The organism is Mojavia sp. (genome assembly GCF_059505145.1).
In genome coordinates this window covers 249,262-270,494 of sequence record NZ_JCACKA010000124.1, presented here as the reverse complement: position 1 = coordinate 270,494, position 21,233 = coordinate 249,262, and the positions used below count along the sequence as shown (strand labels likewise).

General features: G+C 39.9%; 20 protein-coding genes and 2 riboswitches. Of the genes, 15 read left to right on the top strand and 5 right to left on the bottom strand.

Annotated features, from left to right (window positions below):
- Window positions 1-147: 147 nt before the first annotated feature.
- A complete protein-coding gene (locus AC5JL8_RS34435; RefSeq protein ID WP_495884177.1) occupies window positions 148-876 on the bottom strand; it encodes a Bax inhibitor-1/YccA family protein in 729 nt (242 codons plus the stop codon).
- A 540-nt stretch (window positions 877-1,416) separates the two neighbouring features.
- Here AC5JL8_RS34435 and AC5JL8_RS34430 point away from each other — a divergent pair.
- Window positions 1,417-2,202, top strand: coding sequence for an RNA polymerase sigma factor SigF (locus AC5JL8_RS34430; protein WP_495884176.1), 786 nt, complete (start codon window positions 1,417-1,419; stop codon window positions 2,200-2,202).
- 47 nt (window positions 2,203-2,249) lie between these two features.
- Here the strand turns inward: AC5JL8_RS34430 and bchD are convergent, their stop codons facing one another.
- Entirely contained in the window at window positions 2,250-4,277 is a 2,028-nt protein-coding gene (gene bchD, locus AC5JL8_RS34425) for a magnesium chelatase ATPase subunit D (protein ID WP_495884175.1), read from the bottom strand.
- A gap of 96 nt (window positions 4,278-4,373) precedes the next feature.
- Here bchD and AC5JL8_RS34420 point away from each other — a divergent pair, with 96 nt between their 5' ends.
- The 4 genes from AC5JL8_RS34420 to rnc all read left to right on the top strand — a co-directional run bounded on the left by AC5JL8_RS34420 (window position 4,374) and on the right by rnc (window position 7,756).
- Window positions 4,374-4,961, top strand: a complete 588-nt coding sequence (locus AC5JL8_RS34420; protein ID WP_495884174.1) for a Uma2 family endonuclease — start codon at window positions 4,374-4,376, stop codon at window positions 4,959-4,961.
- 6 nt (window positions 4,962-4,967) lie between these two features.
- Window positions 4,968-5,576: a hypothetical protein gene (locus tag AC5JL8_RS34415; protein ID WP_495884173.1), complete on the top strand. Its 609-nt coding sequence runs from the start codon at window positions 4,968-4,970 to the stop codon at window positions 5,574-5,576.
- A gap of 565 nt (window positions 5,577-6,141) precedes the next feature.
- A complete protein-coding gene (locus AC5JL8_RS34410; protein WP_495884172.1) occupies window positions 6,142-6,933 on the top strand; it encodes an NYN domain-containing protein in 792 nt (263 codons plus the stop codon).
- 139 nt (window positions 6,934-7,072) lie between these two features.
- On the top strand, window positions 7,073-7,756 hold the full coding sequence (gene rnc, locus AC5JL8_RS34405) for a ribonuclease III (protein WP_495884171.1): 684 nt from the start codon (window positions 7,073-7,075) through the stop codon (window positions 7,754-7,756).
- A gap of 56 nt (window positions 7,757-7,812) precedes the next feature.
- On the opposite strand, the gene AC5JL8_RS34400 is transcribed toward rnc, so the two are convergent.
- Window positions 7,813-9,045: a sensor histidine kinase gene (locus AC5JL8_RS34400; protein ID WP_495884170.1), complete on the bottom strand. Its 1,233-nt coding sequence runs from the start codon at window positions 9,043-9,045 to the stop codon at window positions 7,813-7,815.
- A 145-nt stretch (window positions 9,046-9,190) separates the two neighbouring features.
- A complete protein-coding gene (locus tag AC5JL8_RS34395; protein WP_495884169.1) occupies window positions 9,191-9,376 on the bottom strand; it encodes a hypothetical protein in 186 nt (61 codons plus the stop codon).
- Window positions 9,377-9,670: 294 nt separating this feature from the next.
- Window positions 9,671-9,848, top strand: a riboswitch (cyclic di-AMP (ydaO/yuaA leader).
- 88 nt (window positions 9,849-9,936) lie between these two features.
- On the opposite strand from AC5JL8_RS34395, the gene ntrB reads away from it, so the two are divergent.
- The 10 genes from ntrB (at window position 9,937) to AC5JL8_RS34345 (ending at window position 20,671) form a co-directional block, all read left to right on the top strand.
- Window positions 9,937-10,788, top strand: a complete 852-nt coding sequence (gene ntrB, locus AC5JL8_RS34390) for a nitrate ABC transporter permease (protein WP_495884168.1) — start codon at window positions 9,937-9,939, stop codon at window positions 10,786-10,788.
- An 87-nt stretch (window positions 10,789-10,875) separates the two neighbouring features.
- Window positions 10,876-12,327 (top strand): ABC transporter substrate-binding protein, encoded by a 1,452-nt coding sequence (locus AC5JL8_RS34385; RefSeq protein WP_495884167.1) that lies wholly within the window; start codon window positions 10,876-10,878, stop codon window positions 12,325-12,327.
- 52 nt (window positions 12,328-12,379) lie between these two features.
- Window positions 12,380-13,216: an ABC transporter ATP-binding protein gene (locus tag AC5JL8_RS34380; RefSeq protein ID WP_495884255.1), complete on the top strand. Its 837-nt coding sequence runs from the start codon at window positions 12,380-12,382 to the stop codon at window positions 13,214-13,216.
- A gap of 31 nt (window positions 13,217-13,247) precedes the next feature.
- A riboswitch (cyclic di-AMP (ydaO/yuaA leader) is annotated at window positions 13,248-13,370 on the top strand.
- Window positions 13,371-13,557: 187 nt separating this feature from the next.
- The gene (locus AC5JL8_RS34375; RefSeq protein WP_495884254.1) at window positions 13,558-14,202 is read left to right on the top strand and encodes a universal stress protein; all 645 of its coding nucleotides are present in this window, start codon (window positions 13,558-13,560) and stop codon (window positions 14,200-14,202) included.
- A 122-nt stretch (window positions 14,203-14,324) separates the two neighbouring features.
- The gene (locus AC5JL8_RS34370; protein WP_495884166.1) at window positions 14,325-15,662 is read left to right on the top strand and encodes an ArsB/NhaD family transporter; all 1,338 of its coding nucleotides are present in this window, start codon (window positions 14,325-14,327) and stop codon (window positions 15,660-15,662) included.
- 227 nt (window positions 15,663-15,889) lie between these two features.
- Window positions 15,890-16,513 (top strand): hypothetical protein, encoded by a 624-nt coding sequence (locus AC5JL8_RS34365; protein ID WP_495884165.1) that lies wholly within the window; start codon window positions 15,890-15,892, stop codon window positions 16,511-16,513.
- A 190-nt stretch (window positions 16,514-16,703) separates the two neighbouring features.
- Window positions 16,704-18,608, top strand: coding sequence for an OmpA family protein (locus AC5JL8_RS34360; protein ID WP_495884164.1), 1,905 nt, complete (start codon window positions 16,704-16,706; stop codon window positions 18,606-18,608).
- A gap of 14 nt (window positions 18,609-18,622) precedes the next feature.
- Window positions 18,623-19,120, top strand: coding sequence for a Rab family GTPase (locus AC5JL8_RS34355; protein WP_495884163.1), 498 nt, complete (start codon window positions 18,623-18,625; stop codon window positions 19,118-19,120).
- The gene (locus tag AC5JL8_RS34350; protein ID WP_495884162.1) at window positions 19,121-19,522 is read left to right on the top strand and encodes a hypothetical protein; all 402 of its coding nucleotides are present in this window, start codon (window positions 19,121-19,123) and stop codon (window positions 19,520-19,522) included.
- Window positions 19,523-19,558: 36 nt separating this feature from the next.
- On the top strand, window positions 19,559-20,671 hold the full coding sequence (locus AC5JL8_RS34345) for a sensor histidine kinase (protein ID WP_495884161.1): 1,113 nt from the start codon (window positions 19,559-19,561) through the stop codon (window positions 20,669-20,671).
- A 257-nt stretch (window positions 20,672-20,928) separates the two neighbouring features.
- On the opposite strand, the gene AC5JL8_RS34340 is transcribed toward AC5JL8_RS34345, so the two are convergent.
- Complete coding sequence (locus AC5JL8_RS34340; RefSeq protein WP_495884160.1) at window positions 20,929-21,132, bottom strand: high light inducible protein; 204 nt, start codon at window positions 21,130-21,132, stop codon at window positions 20,929-20,931.
- Between the last annotated feature and the right edge of the window lie 101 nt (window positions 21,133-21,233).

Genomic DNA, 21,233 nt, shown 5'->3' with positions numbered 1-21,233 from the left:
AAGTTCTTTCGCCACACTTAGATAAGTTGCAAAAATTACTTGAAACTATCCGGTAATAGCTCATCTAATGAAAAAACCGTGGTTGTTGAGGTTAAACCACGGCAATAATTTATACAAACTTACAGAATGTTGAGTACCTACGGGTGCTTAATCACGGCTGTTGAGAGCAATAAGCAAGCGCAAGATAAAGATGAACAGGTTGATGTAGGTGAGGTACATCGACAAAGCCGCAGGCAAATACTCGTCATTGCGATAAGTGCGGGGCAAGATGTAGAAATCAACTACAGATGCCCCAGCAAACAGAAATACTCCCAAACCAGAAATAGCGATTTCTAACCAAGTTGGTGTGTAAACCCCAAACAAGGCAAACACGAATTGAGTCAGACAAACTACCACTAAGGCGATAACGCCGAGAGAGATGGTTTTTGTCAAAGCCATGCCGTCTTGTTCAGAAAGATTTGAACCAATTTGACGGGCGGCAATAAAGGTGATGCCACAACCAAGGGCGGCCAAACCAATGCCTTGAATGCCAACGCCTTGGGTTCTCAAGGCGACAAACACTAAACCACTGAGAGTATATCCAGATAAAAGGCTGTAGGTAGCCAAAACAGGCAGGGCAACACCCTTGTTACCTTTTGCAGCAACATTTTGAGCCACAAAGAACAGAATTAACTCCAAAATGACCGCGCCAATGAAGGTGGGGAAAAATAATCCGGGGTTGGTACGGATAACTCCTAAACCACCGTAGGTTCCTAATGCCGTTAGCACAAGACCGCCACCGACAAAAGGAAGAGCATTGGCAATGACATTTGGCCCCACGATCGCTTGAGTTTTAGCCTCACGAATCGCGTCACGAAAATTGCTGGTATTGCTCATAATTCAAAACGGATTCCAATAAACATCCTGATTATTTCCATTTTTACCAATATTTCCAGCTACTAACTAGGCGTTGGTACTCCTCGTACTAAAGTAGCAATGAACTTACTTAGGTGCAGCAATGCGTGCTGTGAGTAATTTTTCTGTCCGTGGTGCAGAAATTATAAACTTTAATTAAGAATTCAAATTAGACGAATTTTTTTCTGAGATTAATGCAAAATCGGTCTATGTTTCCCTCGGCATTAGAGATGTTTGCTAGATAAATAGTACATTTTTTGGCATAAATAGTTGGCGTTTATTGGGCAAACTAAAGATTAAGAGCCGCTGCAATTGTTGTCTATAAAAGAAAATTAACCTGCAATAGATCAGGAAGCAAAATCATGCGTATAAATACTGAAAAGTGGAGTAAGACCCCCCACAAGTTCAGTAAAACGACGATGGTTTAATCAACGTTGTCTAAGGAAAATAATTACAGCTTTGATGACAATATACGCAACTCCATTTTTTCAGAAAAAGGAGTTTCACCAAAGGAATTTTTATATGGCAGCAAGTGAGTCCTCTGTGCGAATTGATGGTATAGAGCTGTTGCACTCATACCACCAGAATCCTTCTATTAAACTGCGTAATCAACTTGTACAGCTACATACTGGCTTAGTAAGAAAGATGGCTCATAAGTTCAGCCATCAGTGTAATGAACCTTATGAAGATTTAGAACAAATCGGTTATTTCGGTTTAATTAGGGCAATTGAACGTTTTGATCCCAGCCAGGGATATGCTTTTAGTTCCTTTGCTGTTCCATATATTCGCGGTGAGATGCTGCATTTTTTGCGCGATCGCAGTACACTTTTAAAAATTCCCCGTCGTTGGCAAGAATTATATAATGAGGGGCAAAAGGTACGTAAAGAATTAGCAATGTCTTTAGGTCGCCCTCCCAAAGATGCTGAAATTGCCAGCCAGCTTCGTGTATCTGTGCAAGAATGGCAAGAAACCAAATTAGCTGCTCAAAATCGGATGCCTTTGAGTTTAGATGCGACCGCAACTAACTATGTTGATTGCCAAATAACTTTGGGTGAGGCGCTTCCTTGTCCCCGTTCTGCTACTCTTCAACAACAAGAAGAAGAACGGCAACAACTCCAAGGAGCAATAAGTTTGTTAGAAGAAAAGCCCCGCATGGCAGTTGAATTAGTATTCTTAAAAGAACTTTCGCGTAAAGATGCTGCTAAAAAAATTGGCACCAGTCCGATGACGGTAACGCGATATCTGCAAAAGGGAATTCAAGACCTCATTTGTTGTTTACAACCACAGGTGATTGCAACAGGGTCTTGATTAATTCAAAATTCAAAATTCCAGTATGACCAATTATTACTAATTAATTATCGGGATTTTAAGTCGGCGATCGCACCTTTGGTCATGGCAGCAATAGCTTTATCGGTCGCTTTTGGCAAATGATAATACTTACCTCCCGCAGTTTGCGCTAATTCCTTAGCAAAGCCAGTAGAAACAAATTTACTCTCCGTATCAATTACTAATAGTTGCATCCCCAAAGCTCGGATTCGAGCAGCAATTTCTAACAATTCGGCTTTGATATCTGGCTTCTCACCTGGTTCTAGCTGTTCACCTAAAGAACGTGCTAAGGGAATATTGCCCCGCCCATCGGTTATCGCTACAACCACGACTTGCCCAATATCTCCACTCATTTGGGCATTCAAGCCAACGCGTACAGCTTGGGTTAAACCATGAGCTAAGGGCGAACCACCGCCACAAGGCAACCTTTCCAAACGGTTACGTGCCAAGGCTATCGAACGTGTTGGAGGTAATAACACCTCTGCTTGTTCTCCTCGGAAGGGGATTAAAGCCACCTGGTCGCGGTTTTGATAAGCTTCGGTTAAAAGTTGCATTACTGCACCTTTAGCTGACTGCATCCGATTTAGAGCCATAGAGCCAGAAGCATCTACCACAAACACTATTAGCGCCCCGGCTTTGCGTACCAAGCGCTTGGCGCGAATGTCTCCTTGTTCGACAATTACTTTGCGATCGGGGTGTCTTTCGCGTCGTGCTTTTTGATATGGAGCAGCAGCTCTCAAGGTAGCATCTACTGCAATTCGTCTCACTTTGCCTTTGGGCAACATTGGCTTAATATAGCGTCCTCGGTCTTCGGAAAATATCACACTCCGACTACCAGATTTGCCTTGGCGCTTGGCCATTTGGGCAAAATAAAGCACGCTGTCATCGAGGATTACCCCTTCCGGATCAAAAATAAATTCTTCCGGGATGCTTGGTGGTTCTTGTTGTTCTTGCTCCTCTTGCTCTTCTTCCTGTTCGTCTTGTTCTTGTTCTGATTCGTCTTGAGCTTCAGGCGGGGGAGGAGGTGGCGGTGGTGGTGGTGCTTGTTCGGGTGGTGGTGTCTGCACGATTGTCGCCCGTGGTACAATTACCAACTCTACAGCACGACGCAAATCTTCAGCATTGACTGTATTGCGTCCTTCCAAAGCTGCTGCGGCTTTGGCAACTCGCACAGCAAATAACTCAGCACGGTGTCCTTGGACTCCGCCACGAAGTGCCTCATCTACTAAATAAGCAATTTGTTCGCGGGTAATGGTTACATCTTTCAACCATTCCCGCGCCAGGATTATTTGAGTTTTGAGAGCGTCTAAGTCTTCATTATATTGTTGAAGAAACTCTTGGGGAGACTGGGAGTAAGCGATCGCTTGCTCTACTGCTTGTACTCTTTGATCTAAGCCGAGTACACCGTCTGCTGAAAGGGCGATCGCAATTCTATCTAGTAAATGCTCCCGTAATGCTCCTTCTTCTGGGTTATAGGTGGCAATAAACAGTGACTTGCAGGAATGTTGAAAGCTTATGCCTTCTCGCTCTATTTGGTTGCGTCCCTCGGATAATACTGTCAGTAGCTGATTGCTGATTTGGTCATCTAGTAAGTTAATTTCGTCCACATATAAGACACCCCGGTTGGCTGTGGCGAGTAACCCAGGCTGAAATACAGTGTCTCCTTGTTTTACTGACTGTTCCACATCCACAGAACCCAGGAGTCGGTCTTCTGTCACTCCTAGAGGAATTTGCACAAAAGGTGCAGGGATAATTTCGGTGGGAACATCTTGAATATCTTTATCTGCGTATTCTGCTAAAAGTTTGTCATCCCAATCTTCTGGGTGATTAGGGTCGCAATTGCTGATTGAGCCTTGAACAACTTCAATCGGTGGTAGCAGAGCATGGATTGCACGAGCCATCACAGATTTTGCCGTACCGCGACGACCTGCGATCGCTACTCCCCCCAACCCAGGATCGACTGCTGCTAAAAGTAAAGCTAATTTAATTGCTTCTTGCCCAACTACGGCTGTTAGGGGAAAAGAAGTGATTGTAGGGTTAATAGTAGGCGCAGGCATTGTTTGCAAAATAGCTAGTCTCGGCTCTTAGCATATCAATGTTCTGGCACATTTAGAATAAGTGTTGTGACAAGTTTCCCCAAGGGAGCAAAATGTATGAGTATTGCTCAAGCTAAACGCTTCACTTTAGACGAATATCACAGACTTACAGAATTGGGCTTTTTCCATGAGGATGACCATATTGAATTAATCAACGGAGAAATCATCCAAATGGTATCAAAGGGTAGACCACATGAAACTTGTTTGCGAAGGTTATGGAAAGAACTCCCAAAACTTGTAGGAGATAGGGCAACTTTGCAATCTCAAGCCCCAGTTACGTTACCTCCTAACAGCGAACCTGAACCAGATTTTGCTATTCTCCAAAACCGATCTGATGATTATCTATCCGCTCACCCTGCACCTACTGATGTGTTACTGGTCGTAGAGGTTTCAGATTCTTCTTTAGATTATGACCAAGTTGTGAAAATTCCCCTTTATGCTAAAGCTGGAATTTCTCATTATTGGATATTCAATTTATTTGATAATCATTTGGAATGTTACAGCGAACCCTATCAGGATAGTTTAGGTAAATCTGGTTATGCAAATAAACGAATTATTTTACCCGATCAAATAATATCTTTACCGGGCTTACCTGATTTATCTGTTGATTTAAGTAAGATATTCCCGCCAAAACTGAATTATTAATATTTTATGGCTTATAGTGATTTCAAACTTGCTAATATCATCGATACTTTTGGTTTAATTATCCACGAGTCATCTGGAATGTTTGCAAGTGTACAGGAGCAAGAATGTAGTGATTTATTATCTACAATTCTTAGAGAAAATGTTGACTTAGCCGTAGCTATCAGTTCCGATAAAGCTCGTAGCGAAATGATAATTAGCCCGATTTTATTAGAAATTAGACGCAAATTTAATTATGAAATCAGTTTGTTTTCTGGAGTCGATTTTACTGTTGATAGCCAACGTGGGCTAAATGGTTTTTGTGATTTTATCTTAAGCCTGTCTTCCGAGCAGTTGCTTGTACGCAGCCCGGTGATTGTCCTTGTAGAGAGCAAAAAGGAAAACTTAAGGTCTGGTTTAGCACAATGTATTGCCGAAATGGTAGCTGCCCAATTTTTTAACGAGAAAAGTCAAAATCAAATCAAGGCTATATATGGTGCTGTTACTATCGGTACTATCTGGCAATTTATGAAGCTTGAAGGAAATATAGTTTCGATTGATTTGAGTGAATATTATATCAATGATATTAAAAAAATATTAGGCATTTTGTATAGTGCGATCGCAGAAAGTAAGCTGTAAATTATTTATCAGTGTGAAAACTGAGAAAAGACTTTAGTTTAATTATTCAAGTTGATATATAGGAATCCGATTTGATTTTTGAACAAATGACCTACTCTTGAAGCTTAAGTGTAGGGGGGTAATGTACTGTAGTCAAAATGCTGTATTATTATTTACTAAAAAATATATTGACAACCGTATTCAGTTGTGTAAGTCTATATTTAGACAGCAAAACAACTGCGCTCTAAAGTAAAACTCTCAGGTGCAAGTATTGGTAGCTGTCTCAGCGGTATAATTCCTATTTTACCTGCTATATTTCTTGTTTACCTTCGGCTGATTATTTAGCTGAATGTTACTTTAAGACTTCTATAAATTTAGAGTCCAAGAACAAAAAGATTATTTATCTAAATGTTCATCCGGAAGTAAACGCGAAATGCAGCAGTTAAAGTAGGAATTCTATAACTGAGACTGAAACTAATTCAGCTTGTAATAGTGAGACGTTGTACTATTAAAGCAATTTTTAGTACAAATATATTTTAGATGTATTATCTGTTGAAGCTGTCCAGTTCACTAAAATACTGGAACAATGAAAATGGTTGCTCATCTAGCCTCAAACGGACAAATAAATCAGCAGAAGCGTTTAGTTTCCATCTATTGGGATTATCAGAATACTAAATTAAGCCTAGATACAGTCAAACTGTTATTGGACTTTTCCAAATGCAAAGGACGTTTAATTTGTAAAAACGTTTATTATAATTCGCAGTGTGCAGATCAAGCTGCTGCAAGGAATAGTATAGCTAATCTTGATTTTAAGTGTCTTGATGTTCCTTGCCCTCTTAAAAACAGTGCAGACAATCAATTAATAGCTGACTGTCTTGAAGATATTCACAGCAATGTATCTCCAGACATAGTTATTCTTATATCTGGAGATGGAGACTTTGTGAAATTGGTTCGGAATCTGCAAAAATTAGGTAAACAGGTTATCATTTTTGCTCAAATAGGTAATGTAAAACAAAAACTAAAAGAGCTTGCTGATGAATTTCGTTTTGTAGAGGAGTTACGTGAGTTAGTTGGTAATAAGGCTCAAACTCAAAACACTGCTGTTGATTCTCAAATTAATTACAATGAGGCTAAAGATTACTTGATTGCAGCTATCAAAACTGCCTTAAGTCAAAATAAGCCTACGGCATTTGGCTGCATTGACAAATTGATGCGTCAGCTTTGCCCTAAATATCAGGGAGTTTCTTCTATTTGTACATCTAAAGGCAATAAATTTAAAAAATTTAGTCAGTTTGTTGATGCTGCTGTAAAGGATGGGAAAGTCACAAGGCAGAATCAACAATTGTTTTTACATGAGTTAGACAAAGTTGCTGCTTGAACTTGCTTTTGAGAACCTAGTTGAGCAAAACAACTAGGTTTTATAAAACACCGCTATTCGCGGTTTTTTCATGTTTAAAGATAATCAAACCTGCATAATTACCCAACAATCTATTTCTGCAACAAGCCAAATCATCAAAATGCATAAACTTCTAACATTCCGCGATGAAAAACTTCTGCGTCGTGCGCTTACTCACCGTTCTTATGTTCATGAGAACCCAGGAGAAGGTGAACACAATGAACGTCTAGAGTTTCTTGGTGATGCTTTACTGAATTACTTAAGTGGGGATTACCTCTATCATCGTCATCCAGAAAAGGGAGAAGATGAATTAACACGGCGGCGTTCGGCGCTGGTAGATGAGAAGCAATTGGCAAAGTTTGCCGAAGAGGTAGATTTAAACTTTAAGATGCGTTTAGGAAAAGGTGCTATTCAAGATGGAGGATACTATAACCCCAATTTACTCAGCAGTACCTTTGAAGCTGTCATTGCCGCTTACTATCTAGATAACGATTCTAATATTGAAGCAGTTCGTGCAATTATAGAACCACTGTTTGATTCAGTATCTGAAAATATTGTTATAATTCGCTCTAATGTAGACTCAAAAAATCGCTTTCAAGAATGGGTGCAATGTAATATCACCCCAACTCCCCCCAAATATGTCACAGTGCAAATCGGTGGTTTATCTCATGCACCAGAGTTTTTAGCACAAGTTTTTGTGGATGAAAAAGTGTATGGAGAAGGTAAGGGACGCAACAAGAAAACTGCTGAGAAAGCTGCGGCTGAGGATGCACTAGCTAAGTTAAAAAAACAAGGGTTGTTGTAAAGATGATTTTTTATTTAGCGCAAAGGAGTTGCACCTTTGCGGTATAATTAGCTATTTTAAATTTTCAATTGCAAAGGCAAAGTCACAGAGAAAGTGGAACCAACTCCTACCTGAGAAACTAAATTAATTTCTCCTTGCAGTAGTTTTACTAGTCGTAAAACTATTGCTAACCCTAGTCCAGTGCTTTCGGGAAGGTAAGACATATCGCTAGAACCTACTCGAAAGTACGGTTCAAAGATTCGGGTTTGGTTTTCTGGTGTAATACCAATTCCGGTGTCAGCAACTGCAATTACAAAGTGTGAGGGGATTGCTGATTCTGGATTTTGCAATACCTCACAGTTTATATTTATAGTTCCTGATTCTGTGTAGCGAATCGCATTGCTAACTAGATTTGTGACTATTTGTTGTAATTGCAAAGCATCTGTAATTACTTCTTCGCAAGCGCGTTCGCCTTTGGCGTTGGCGAAGCCATCGCAATCAACTACAATTTCTAAATTTTTCTCTCTAGCTAAAGGTTCCAACATTTCACAGACATTGCTAATTAATTCACGTACATCTGTAGGTGCTGGTTCAGGCATTATCTTTCCTGCATCATATCGTGAGAGTTCTAATACATCGTTGATTAGCCGCAGTAGGTGCCTACCATTACGTAACACGCGCTCAATATGTTCTACATTTATATAGTTCTCTATTACCGCAGTTTGCTGTCGTTGTTGGCGCAAAAATAGATCCGAGTAGCCAATAATTGAAGTTAGAGGACTTTTTAATTCGTGGGCTAGTTGGGAAAGATTATCTTGATTACTGCTAACTAAGCGATTTAATTCTTCATTATGCAGCCTAAGCGACAAATATAGTTGCTGTAGTTCTCGCAAACTTGCCTCAAAATAACTATTAAAACACCGGGCGATCGCTTCATCAATCACAGTATCAATCAAACGCATAGCACGAATGATTTCTGCTGGTGTTCCCTGCAATAAATATGTTTCTATAGTTTCAAATATAACTGTTCTTAGCAAATGATATTCTCGCGCAATTTCTGATGGGTCAAAGCCTTGTTCTGCCCGGAGTATTCCATGCTCCCAACTAGCAACAACTATTGATTTAACATCATTACCTTGAGATTTAGAAAGCACTGTTACCATCGCTTTAATAACCTCAGGCAGATGATTTCTTATTGCTGTGTAAGATAAGTCATCAGCACTTTCAATATGCCTATCTTGACGAACCTCTTCCACCCACTTTTGAAGGATAGATTCAGTTTTTTCAGCCAGTAATTGACTAAAATCCATTATCTTAAATATTACAAATAGATAGATGTTTAAAATTCCAGATGCAATTAGTCTATCAAGAGCGGTGTCAAAATTACAAAATTAAGAATAAAACAAAACTACCAAAAGATATAGATTTTACTTGATTTACTTATCAACCGCTGAATTACCGAAAGTCGGCGATAAAGCCCACTCCAACAAGAGGGGTAGGATGAATCTTCCCCTTGGCTTGGGGCATTGGGGAGCCAGTGTCGTGAGCGGGTTTCCGGACTTGAGGCAACTGGCGCGATCGGGCATTGGTGATTCTTCCCCATGCCCCATGCCCTTTTCCCACTTGGACGCGAAATCCCACTCATAGGGTGGGATGAGCTTAACTTGATTACTAAAACCGTATGTCTTAAGATAGAATGTATTATATTTAACTTAAACACAACAAAATAGCTAAAAGTACAACTCTGTTGATACTTGACTATTTAGCGTTGTGTACCTCTCCAGGCAGGAGATTCGCTAGGTAGCACGGCTAAATATATAAACCCAGAGATTACCAAATACTTAAAATAGCTAATATATTTCGGTATTTAAATCAACAGGTTTAATCTCAGGAGGTATGTTTTTACTGAGCAATCGTGTTATATTGTGCAAAATTAGAGTAAGTCAGCCTAATCCAGCACATCGCGGTGCGTAACGCTGGAGCGGAGGAACCAAATTGTGGGGCGTATCTTTATAAAAAGGATAAATGTGGAATCACATTTGATCCTTTAGAAGAGGGGCATCTCTCAGCCCTAGCCCGTCAGCTAACTTCGTAGGCATTGAGAGGAGACTGAAGAGATCACATTTTTGTAATCTCATCAGTGTCCAAGGCTGGTACTGCTCGGATTATTGTACCCGTGCTTACATCTGTTGAGGTTGTAGATGATATTTCAACTAAATTTAGCAGCGATCGCTGCGATCGCCAGTCAAGCGGCGTGGAAAAAAGCAAAACCTGTAATTGCCAGGGATGTATTCTTTTTGCCCGCCTTGGGGTTTTTGGGGATAATCGTACTGTGGTGGGTTGTGGCGCTTGCCAATCACGAATTGATGCCCACTCCGCCGGAGGCGCTAGTTGCTAATCTGGATTATATCTTCAACCCGTTTTATGAGCGAGGCCCTGGCAACTTGGGAATTGGTTGGTTGTTGATAGCCAGTCTGCGACGGGTATTAATAGGTTTTGTGTTAGGTGCAGTTGTAGCTATTCCTTTAGGATTTCTCATTGGTATGTCTAAATCGGCAATGCTGGCGTTGAATCCTGTGATCCAAATTTTTAAACCCGTATCGCCTTTAGCTTGGCTGCCTATTTCCTTATCTATATTCCATCTGGCAGATCCTTCAGCCATTTTCGTAATTTTTATAACCTCTTTATGGCCAACAATTATTAATACTGCTTTAGGAGTTTCTAGCGTACCTCAAGATTATTTAGATGTGGCACGAGTCCTAGAAATACCCCGTTGGCGGCGGATTACAAAAATTATTTGGCCTGCAAGTTTGCCTTATATTTTTACAGGTTTACGTATTAGCTTAGGGATTGCTTGGTTAGTAATTGTAGCTGTGGAAATGCTCACAGGTGGTATTGGAATTGGCTTTTTTGTTTGGGATGAATGGAGCCGTTTAAATCTGAGTTCAGTTTTTTTAGCAGTGCTGGTAATTGGTATAACTGGGTTAATTCTTGATTATGCTGTGGGCAAACTTCAAGAATTAGTAACTCGCCGCCCCATAGCTTCTAAATGATAAAAATTGATTGAAAGCAAAACAGTAAGATACAGCGAGACTCTGCGTGAGCTTACTACTAAATTAATCACCATTGGAGCTACAGAAATGGGTGATACTAATCACAATAACTGGACTCGACGCGACTTTTTATTAGGAATGGGAGCAACGACAGCGGGAATGGCGCTGTCATCATGTGCAATTTCAGGAAATACTGGCGCTAAAGGATTGACGGAAGAAGCTTTAGCAGTAGAGCCAGTAGTTAGATCCCAAGACTTAGAAAAACCCGATATTACTGTGGGATACGTTCCCGTTAATGATTGTGCGCCATTTGCGATCGCCTGGAAAAAAGGTTTCTTCCGCAAATACGGTTTGAACGTCAAACTCAACCGAGAAGCTAGTTGGGCAACCTCCCGTGACGGATTAATTTTTGGTCGCTTGGATGCTTCACCCGTCGTATCTGGTGCTGTCACCAACGCCAGAGTTGGCGCTGAAGGCGCACGCCATGCCCCTTTATGTGCGGCGATGACCATTCACCGCCACGGTAACGCCATGACAATGAACAAAGCCATGTGGGATTTTGGGCTACGTCCATGGTACGAGTATCAAGAAAAATATGGCGATGGCGCTTTAGAAGCATTCGGAAGGGATTTTCGCAACTACTTTAACAAGCAGCCTTCAGAAAATAAAGTTTGGGCAGTAGTGTTGAGTTCTGCGATTTACGAATACTTTGTCCGTTACATATCTGCGGCGGCTGGCGTTGATCCGCTCAAAGAGTTTCGCGTCATTATTGTACCACCACCCCAAATGGTGACAAACGTGCGGATCGGTGCGATGCAAGCTTACATGGTGGCAGAACCTTGGAATACCAGAGCAATTACAGGTAACGAAGGCATCGGCTTTACTTTCGCCCAAGGCAAGGAAGTCTGGTTAGGGCATCCAGATCGGCTACTGGGGGTGATGGAATCTTTCATCGACAAATATCCCAAAACCTATCGTTCTCTGGTGAAGGCGATGATTGAAGCTTGCCAGTATTGTAGTAAAGTAGAAAACCGCCAAGAAGTTGCCGAACTGATTACAGATCGCTCCTTTACAGGTGCAAAACCCAAAAAACCGGGTGCTGACATTACTAAGTTTACAGGCCCGGCAATTCTCGGCAATTACAACTATGGTGGGTTTGATGGCAAAGACCGCACCATCAAAGCTGCTGATACCACGATTTTTTATGATATTCCTGATAATCTCCCCAAGCAGCCAGGAGAACACGCGACATTCTTATGGAGATCCAGAAGTATCTGGTTAATGACACAGGCAGCTCGTTGGGGACAAATTAAGGAATTTCCCAAAAATGCTGAAAAGCTAGCTGCACAAGGCTGGAAAACAGACCTTTATCGGGAAATAGCCTCGGAAATGGGGATTAAATGCCCCAAGGATGATTACAAAGTAGAACCTCCAGAAGTTTTCATCGATAAAAAAGGCTTTGACCCCAGCGATCCCGTTGGCTATTTAAATAGTTTTGAAATTAGGGCTAACGCTCCCACTCGTTTCTTCATATCTTAATTCCCAAGCCTAAATCTTGGCTAACGACTAAATTATTCAGGAGCATTTGATGATGGAATATACCCCATTAGCTATCAATACCCAGAACGAAGTATTACCCCGTAATGGATTTTTAGAAATTGAAAATTTAGTCAAGTCTTATCCAACACCAGATAAAGGAAATTTTGTCGTGTTAGATGGTGTTAATCTCACCATTAGTGAAGATGAATATATTTCTGTAATTGGTCACTCTGGTTGCGGTAAATCTACTCTACTAAAAATTGTAGCTGGTTTAGAAAAAGCAACTTCCGGCTCAGTGCGGCTAGATGGCAAAGAAATTCGTAAGCCAGGAGCAGAAAGAATGATGGTCTTTCAAAACTATTCTTTGCTACCTTGGTTAACAGTCCGAGAAAATGTCCGTTTAGCTGTAGATGAAGTGCTAAAAAATGCTAATCGTGCTGAGAAAATTAGCATTGTGAATGAACACTTGGCAATGGTAAACTTAACCGCGGCGGCTGATAAATATCCCGATGAAATTTCTGGGGGGATGAAACAGCGGGTGGGCATTGCTAGAGCTTTAGCAACTCGTCCAAAAATGTTGTTGATGGATGAACCTTTTGGAGCTTTGGATGCGTTAACTAGGGGTAAATTGCAGCGGCAGGTATTAGATATCTGGGAAAACCATAGACAAGCAGTGATGATGATTACCCACGATGTAGATGAAGCAATTTATATGTCAGATCGCATTGTATTAATGACTAATGGGCCAGCAGCCACAATTGGAGAGATATTAGAAGTACCTTTTCCTCATCCCCGCGATCGCTCTGCTATGCGAAACTCAAAAGAATATTTTGAACTCCGCAACCACGCCTTAAATTTTCTTGATCGCTATTTCACTCAAGACGAGTAATTTAGACTATCATGCATTTAGTGGGTAGCCTAATTCAAATTCGTCAAATCCTGGATTTGAAGCGGAGGAACCAATTTTTGGGGCTAATCTTTATGAAAGACATCTTCCAGTCTTAGCCCGTCAGCTAACTCCGTCGGCACTGGAAGGGGCCCCCAAAAACTAAGGCTTTAATACCAGTTGTTATTGGGGTTTCTTTTACCGATTTTAGATTTTAGACTTGGAATTTTAGATTGGGTTTTTTGCCGTTTCATCCAAAATCCAAAATCCAAAATTGGTTACCCTACTTCTCGTTACTTATTCGTTTCATTCGGAGAGAAGTTAGAACTGTGAAAATCAAGCCAATGTTAGTGCGCCTTCAAAGCACCATAGGTCGAAATGATTTAATTGAGCAAATGGTATTGCTACCAGAACCAAAAAAAGCTTTTTCTCACAAAGCTTGCACAGCAAAACCAGTTAACTTGATCGTTGCTTATGACGCTTCTCCTAAAAGCCACACCGCTTTAGATATAGCTTTTTGGATTGCTCATCAAACGCGTTTGGCTACTAACACACAAGTAACAGTTCAAGCCGTTTATGTAGTAGAAGAAAATCATAATAGCCAGTATTCAGATATTTTTAGCTTTGCAAAACATCTAACTCCCTTGGAGTGTCCCGCAAGCAACGTATCTAAGACTGTCACACCCGTCTTAACTCAACCAAAACTAAAAGCGATAGCACCCCATTTACAAGAAAAATCCCTAGCTGTCCTCCAAAAAGCCGACAGAATTCTTTGGCAAGCACGAAGTCTGGCTGAGGAATGGCAAGGTTCTTTCAAATCACATCTGCGATTTGGCTGTATTGGTGAGGAACTTACAAAAGTTGTTGAATTAGAAACTGCTGATATCCTGTTTATAGGTTGTCAATCGGCTAACCATCCGATTATAGAATCACTAGGTTCAAATTTCCCCTGTGCTGTCTTGGGTATTCCTACTTGCATTGATGAATAATCACTGTCTTGAATTTCAGTAAATATTAATCGAATTAAGATTTACTCATAAGTCACCTATAGTTAGGTGGCTTTTTTCACTAAACAAAACTATAAAACAAAGTAAAAATAGAGGTAAATAGTGTGGAAAACTCGCAAGCTATCCTAAGTATTTTCACATTTATCAGTGTCATTATCTTAGTCATGACAGAATGGGTGCATCTAACCATTGCTGCCTTACTAGGAGCTTTATTTCTAGTTTTTACCAACGTCATGACTTTACAAGAAGCTGTTGGTTACATCGGTAATAGTCATGGCACATTGGGTTTATTTTTTGGAGTTATGGTACTAGTAAGGGCATTTGAACCTACTAAAATATTTGATTACCTAGCCACTCAAATGGTTCTACTAGCTAAAGGAGAAGGTAAGCGTCTATTACTAGGTATCGTGGCTATTACAACCCCTATTTGTGCAGTTTTGCCCAATGCTACAACCGTAATGTTATTAGCACCTTTAATTCCACCAATGGCACAAGAATTAGGGGTTAATTTTGTACCGTTATTAATTTTAATGGTATTTGTAGCTAATAGCGCTGGGCTACTTACAATAGTTGGCGATCCTGCCACCTTTATTGTTGGCGATGCCATTAATATTAGCTTTACAGATTATTTATTAAAGTTGAGTTTAGGTGGAGTACTTGCCGTGGCTACAGTAGTAGTCACATTACCATTTCTATTTCGCAAAATTTGGAACACAAAGCTAGAAAATCTTGAACAACTGCCACACCCACAAATTAATCATCCACGCGTTCTAGGTGCGGGTACAGTAATTATAGCTTTTGTACTGTTATTTTTTGTGATTGGCGAATCTCTACCAATTCCTCTATCACCTGCTGCTGTTGCTTTGTTAGGAGCAGCTTTAGCTTTACTTCTATCTCACCATAGCAAAATCGATTCAGTTAATAACATATTACGTGACGTTGATTGGAGTACATTAATATTTTTTATGAGTATTTTTGTACTTATTGGTGGGCTAGAAAAAACAGGTGTAATTAACGGTTTATCGGGAATTTTAGCTACAATTTTAGGAAAAAATATTGTGCTGGGTTCGCTGGTTTTATTATTCTTTGTCGGGATATTATCCAGCCTTGTCCCCAATATTCCCTTAGTGGTAGCTATGGTTCCTTTGCTCAAACAATACATTGTCAATGTCGGATTAGCATCATCAGTTGTTCTAGCACCAAACTTTCAAGGGCAATTTCCCCCAGAAGTTTTACCACTGTTTTACGCCATGATGTTTGGTGCAACTTTGGGAGGTAACGGCACACTAGTTGGTGCATCTTCTAATATCGTAGCCGCAGGAATTGCCGAGCAGCATGGACGCCGTATCTCTTTTAAAACGTTTCTCCACTACGGTATACCAGTGATGCTACTGCAACTTGTTGTTTCGGCTTTATATGTATTACTTCGCTTTCTCATCTAAATAAAGAAGAGATTGACACTTTTAGTATCCTTCACCTATAATTTTGACCCTTTATTTATTACTAAATCTTTATAAATCTCAGCCTATATTCAGATATAAATATATCTGGAGAGGGATACCGCTGGCTATTTATTTAAAGATTCTACCTAGGAGAGATTTTAAATCTCCGAATCTGATACAAATACTAGAGAGTACAACAAATTCCAGCTTAAAAAAGGATTAAACGGATGAACCCGCCTGAAGAATATATAAATAATAATTTCAATAATTTCCATAGTTTCAAAGAGATAGAGCAAGGGAGGTCAGATCAAGAGATAAACAAGTCAGAATTGAATGGTACAAATACCAGCGAACTTAACAGTTTAGATAAAGTCAGAGATATTCTTTTTGGCAACCAGGTACGAGAAGTTGAAAAAAGGTTTGCCCGTTTAGAAGAACGTCTAGTTAAAGAATTAACTAACGTGCGAGAGGAGACAAAAAAACGTTTGGATTACTTGGAAGTATATATCAAAAAAGAGGTTGATTCTTTAACAGAACGCTTAAAGAAAGAGCAATTAGAAAGAGATGCAGGAGTAAAAGCACTATCTGAAGAACAAAATAATATTACTATTTCTTTAGAAAATAAAATTTCCCAGCTTGATGAACAAAGTACTAATAGCCAGCGGGAATTGCGGGAACAACTCCTCAACCAATCTAATAGCCTACAAGATGAACTCCGACAAAAATATGACGAAATATTAGCTTTGCTGGAAAGGGAATCTCAAGAACTCCGTAGGGATAAGACTGACCGTTCCAGACTTGCAAATCTGTTTACAGAACTGGCTATCAGGTTGAATGACACCAAATCTTAAATACAGCCTAGAGTTTGGAGATTGCTAATCTACCCTTGTTATCTTGTAAGTTTCTACGGCTGAAATATAACTTTAAAAATTTCAAATTTAAAAAGGTGAAGCTGCGTTATGGCAAGTTTTATAACTGCTGAATGCAGACAATTAAACGCACAAAAATTTAGCATTAATTTTGAATCGGGGGATTTTGATAATGAGTAATAATTCCACGGATGAAATATCTGAAGAATCCCCTAAATTGCAGAGTAATAGTAGTCAAAGCAACATTAGAGTAAGTCCTGGGATTATGCAAGAACCCCAGCGCTTAACGCAGTCGTCTAAAGTGGAAAACGCTACCGCAGGATCATCTGAGCGTTCCGTGTCTACAGACTTACCAGCAAATAATAATTATCTAAAGATCAGCGATGAACTAAGTACACTTCGCAGTTTGCTCTTCGGTATTGAGCCGACTCAACTGAATAAACTCTATGAGCGATTAGAAAACCCCCAAATTCAAGCAGAAGATATCAGTCGGCTGCTTCCAGAAGCCGTTATTTTGCGCTCAAAGCAAGACAACATATTGGGTGAAGCAATAGTATCTACTGTAGAAGCCGCTATTCAAACTTCGGTAAAACAAGACGAAGATATACTTTCAGAGGCATTTTTTCCGATCATCGGGCCAGCCACTCGCAAGGCTATTTCCGCAGCGATGGAACAGATGGTTCAATCTCTCAATCAAACTCTAGAACATAGCTTGTCACCGCAGAGTTTGCAGTGGAGACTTGAAGCGAGAAAGACAGGGAAATCATTTGCTGAAATTGTCCTGCTCCGCACGCTACTTTATCAAGTAGAACAAGTATTTCTAATTCATAAAAAAACAGGATTGTTATTGCAACATACAGTAGCAAACCAGGCAACAATTCAAGATCCGGATTTGGTTTCAGCGATGTTGACAGCTATCCAGGATTTCGTGAAAGATTCTTTTAGCGTGCAAAAAGACGAAGGATTGCACAGTTTGCAGTTTGGAGAGCTCACTATTTGGATTGAAGAAGGGCCGCAAGCTGTATTGGCAACTATTATTCGGGGAAAACCGCCCCAAGAATTAAGGTTAAGTTTTCGAGATGCAATAGAAAAAATTCACCTCAAGCTAAGTCAAGAAATTAACGCTTTTACAGGAGAGACAGAGGCATTTGAAGCTAGCAAGCCTCATCTGGAGAATTGTTTGGCACAAGGATATAAATCTCCACCTAAAAAAAATTATACCTATGCATGGACTTTCTTAGGCACAATAGCGATCGCTTGCGGTATTTGGGGCTTTTTGACGCTGAGAGAGCAATTTCGCTGGCATTCATATATCCAAAAACTTGAGTCTCAACCAGGAATCGTTGTAATTAATGCCAAGCATAGGCAGGGAAAATTTTTGGTTTCTGGAATGCGCGACCCATTAGCAGTAGATCCCACAACACTAATACACCAAGCAAGTCTCAATCCCAAAACGGTCATCAGTCAGTGGCAACCTTACCTATCATTAGATCCACAACTGATTACCATAAGATCTCAAGAGTTACTTCAACCACCAAAAACTGTAACATTAAAAGTTGACAGCAATGGCATTCTCAACGCCACTGGTTTTGCACCCCGCCAATGGATTTTAGAAACACGAAAGTTATGGCGTTTCATTCCGGGTGTGGCTCAATTTAATGATAAAAAACTCCAGGAAATCGAACTTAGCCAGCTAGAGTTATATCAACAACAAATTGAACGAGAAATACTCTTTTTTTCAGAAGGGACAACAGAGTTGATTCCAGGTGAAGCTGATAAACTAACTCATCTAGCTAAAAAAATCAATCAGCTTTTAAATATTGCCAAATACCTTGGCAAAGATGTACGTCTGCAAATTACAGGACACAGTAGTCCCAATGGCACAGAACAAAGAAACATTTTACTCAGCCAAGCTCGTGCCAGTAAAGTACTATCTTATTTTGCTTCCCAAAGAATCAACACCAGCAAATTTAAAGCTGTGGGTGTAGGTTCTACCCTACCTTTACAGCCAGAATTGACACAAGCACTTAACCGCACAGTATCCTTTAAAGTATTTATAACCGATACCTCTAGCTGAAGCAATATCAATTTATGCTCCAGAAAAAAATCTGTATGGTAGGTGCGTTTGCCACAGGTAAAACTAGTTTAGTGGCAAGGCTTGTTAATAGTATTTTTTCAGAAAAATACCATACTACTGTAGGTGTAAAGATTGATAAAAAAACAATAAATATTCAAGAACAAACAATTAATCTTATCCTTTGGGATCTGTATGGAGAAGATGAATTTCAAAAAGTGCGTATGTCCTACTTACGAGGTGCGTCTGGTTATTTATTAGTAGTAGATGGCACACGTAAGAATACCCTAGACAAAGCCTTTGACTTGCAAACAAGAGTAGAAGATACGCTGGGCAAGGTTCCCTTTATTATGATGCTTAACAAATGGGACATGATAGATGAGTGGGACATTGATTCTGTAGAAATCGATGCAGTTAAGCAGAAGGGTTGGACAGTAATGAAAACTAGTGCTAAAACAGGTCTCGGTGTAGCAGAGGTTTTTCAAACTCTTGCTGAGAAAATAATGGATGCATAGATGCTAGATTTACCTAATCCTGTTATTGCTTATCTACTAAGTTTCTTACTAAAAGAACGCTCTGTTGCCTATCTTTTAGTTAAGAAAGATGGCTGCTTGTCTGCCTGGGGAGGAAAACTGGCAGAATACGGAGTTAGTAACCTGCAAGCAGGGGAGAATATCAAAGAACAGATTTTTTTTCTAGAAGGTCTACTACCATTAGATGATCTTCCCTTATTTCTACCCCGTGTGAAAACCGAAAACAGTATTTGTGCTGATGTCCATCTTTTCCCCTCAGAAGAAGGTGATTGGGTATTGTTGTTAGATGCTACCTTGGATGAAAAACATTATTGTCTCATTCAACAACAGGCAAATGAATTCAGCTTGTTGCAAGAAAAGTTAACTAAAATATTTAAACATTAATCGACGCACAAGATTAATTGATTTTGGTATGAACTTATGAATGGCTCTATCACAGACGACCTATTCGCAGCTTTAAATATTCTAGTGTTAGAGCGACTTAATTTAGGCTCTTTTAAAATTACAGGGACAGTACCGAATTGGTTAAGGCGGTTTTGTCATCCAAGAGTTACGTCAGGTATGGAAGTTTTAATATTAGAGGAACAGTTTCCTTTTTTAAGAAACTTTTTGATTGATGCTGAAGAATTTTGGCAAAATAATGCTCCTAAGAAATTGAGTTCTGGTATCTGGGCAGACAATGATTTTACTGGAAAAGAAGCTCAATTTGAAGCATCAGCAATTTGTCTAAAAAACAAAAAAATTTTATTAATTGAATTGCTGGAAGATACTTATAAAGAAAAACAATATATTATTCAAAAAGCTAGAGAAAATCAATTACATTATCAACAATTATTAAAAGATAACCAGAAAAAAGAAATTTTAATTCATTGTATTATCCACGATATTGCTGGACAATTAACTAGTATTAATTGTTGTTTAGCTTTGCTGGAATTTGAAAATTTGACGCCTAAAGGACAAGAACGTTTAGAGATTGGTAGAGAGCAATCTATTAGGCAAGAAATGCTAATTCGGGAAATATTAAATGCATTCTCGACTGAGGTAGAGTCGCTAGAGGCTTTCACACTCGAAGCTGAACAAGCACCCAATATTTTGGCTTCTGTACAGGAAGTAATCAAGCTGTTAAACCCTACTTTTGCGCTCAATAATATAAAAATACAGATGGCTACCAATATTGACTTGACAGCAGACTGGAAAGTAGTTGGCGATCAATCGCGCTTGGATAGAGTAATTTCCAATTTGTTAGAAAATGCGTTGCGCCACAGCCCACCAGAGTCTACCGTGGAAATTGGCTTGCAACAAGACGAAGAATGTGTGATCATGACAGTTGATGATGAAGGTTCAGGCGTAGCGCCGGAAATAGCTGAAACTTTATTCCAAAAATTTTCACAAGGTAAAAATAAATCAGGTAAAGCTGGTCTTGGGCTTTATTTTTGCCGCATTACAGTTGAACGTTGGGGGGGTCAAATTGGTTATTTACCGCGTCCTGAAGGTGGTTCTCGGTTTTGGTTCCGTCTATTAAGAGCAGAATGAATTTTTGAAAATTGAGTTAACAGTGGACAATAGAATTACTACTGGCCACTGTTAACTCTGACGCTCTAACTTTTTAGTTTATTTAGTGAGTGCTACCCTACTGGAAGGCCAAGCAGCTAACGAGAACTCTTGGGCTTAACGAAGTCGCCTGGGTTGAGCTAACCCTCTTTTGAACTGCTTGCTATTTTACCGCTACGCGTTTAAAGTACTCACTAAATCACTACAGTGCTGACTACGTTTGGTGGACTATTATATTTTTAGTAACCGACGATGTGCAGTACATCGCGCAGGACGCTATAACCAGCTAAATCCCACAATAAATAAGCAAGGAAACCAATAGCTGCCAAACGACCGTTCCATAATTCGGCTTGAGGATTCCAGCCAAAGATAAAGGCGTTACGATCTACACCGTTATAAGCTTTAGCAACAGTTGGTAATTCAGTAGAAGGACGAGATTCCATTTTTTTCCTCCAAAATTAAGCGATTTTTCAGGTTTTTAATCTTTAGTAACCGACGATGTGCAGTACATCGCGCAGGACGCTATAACCAGCTAAATCCCACA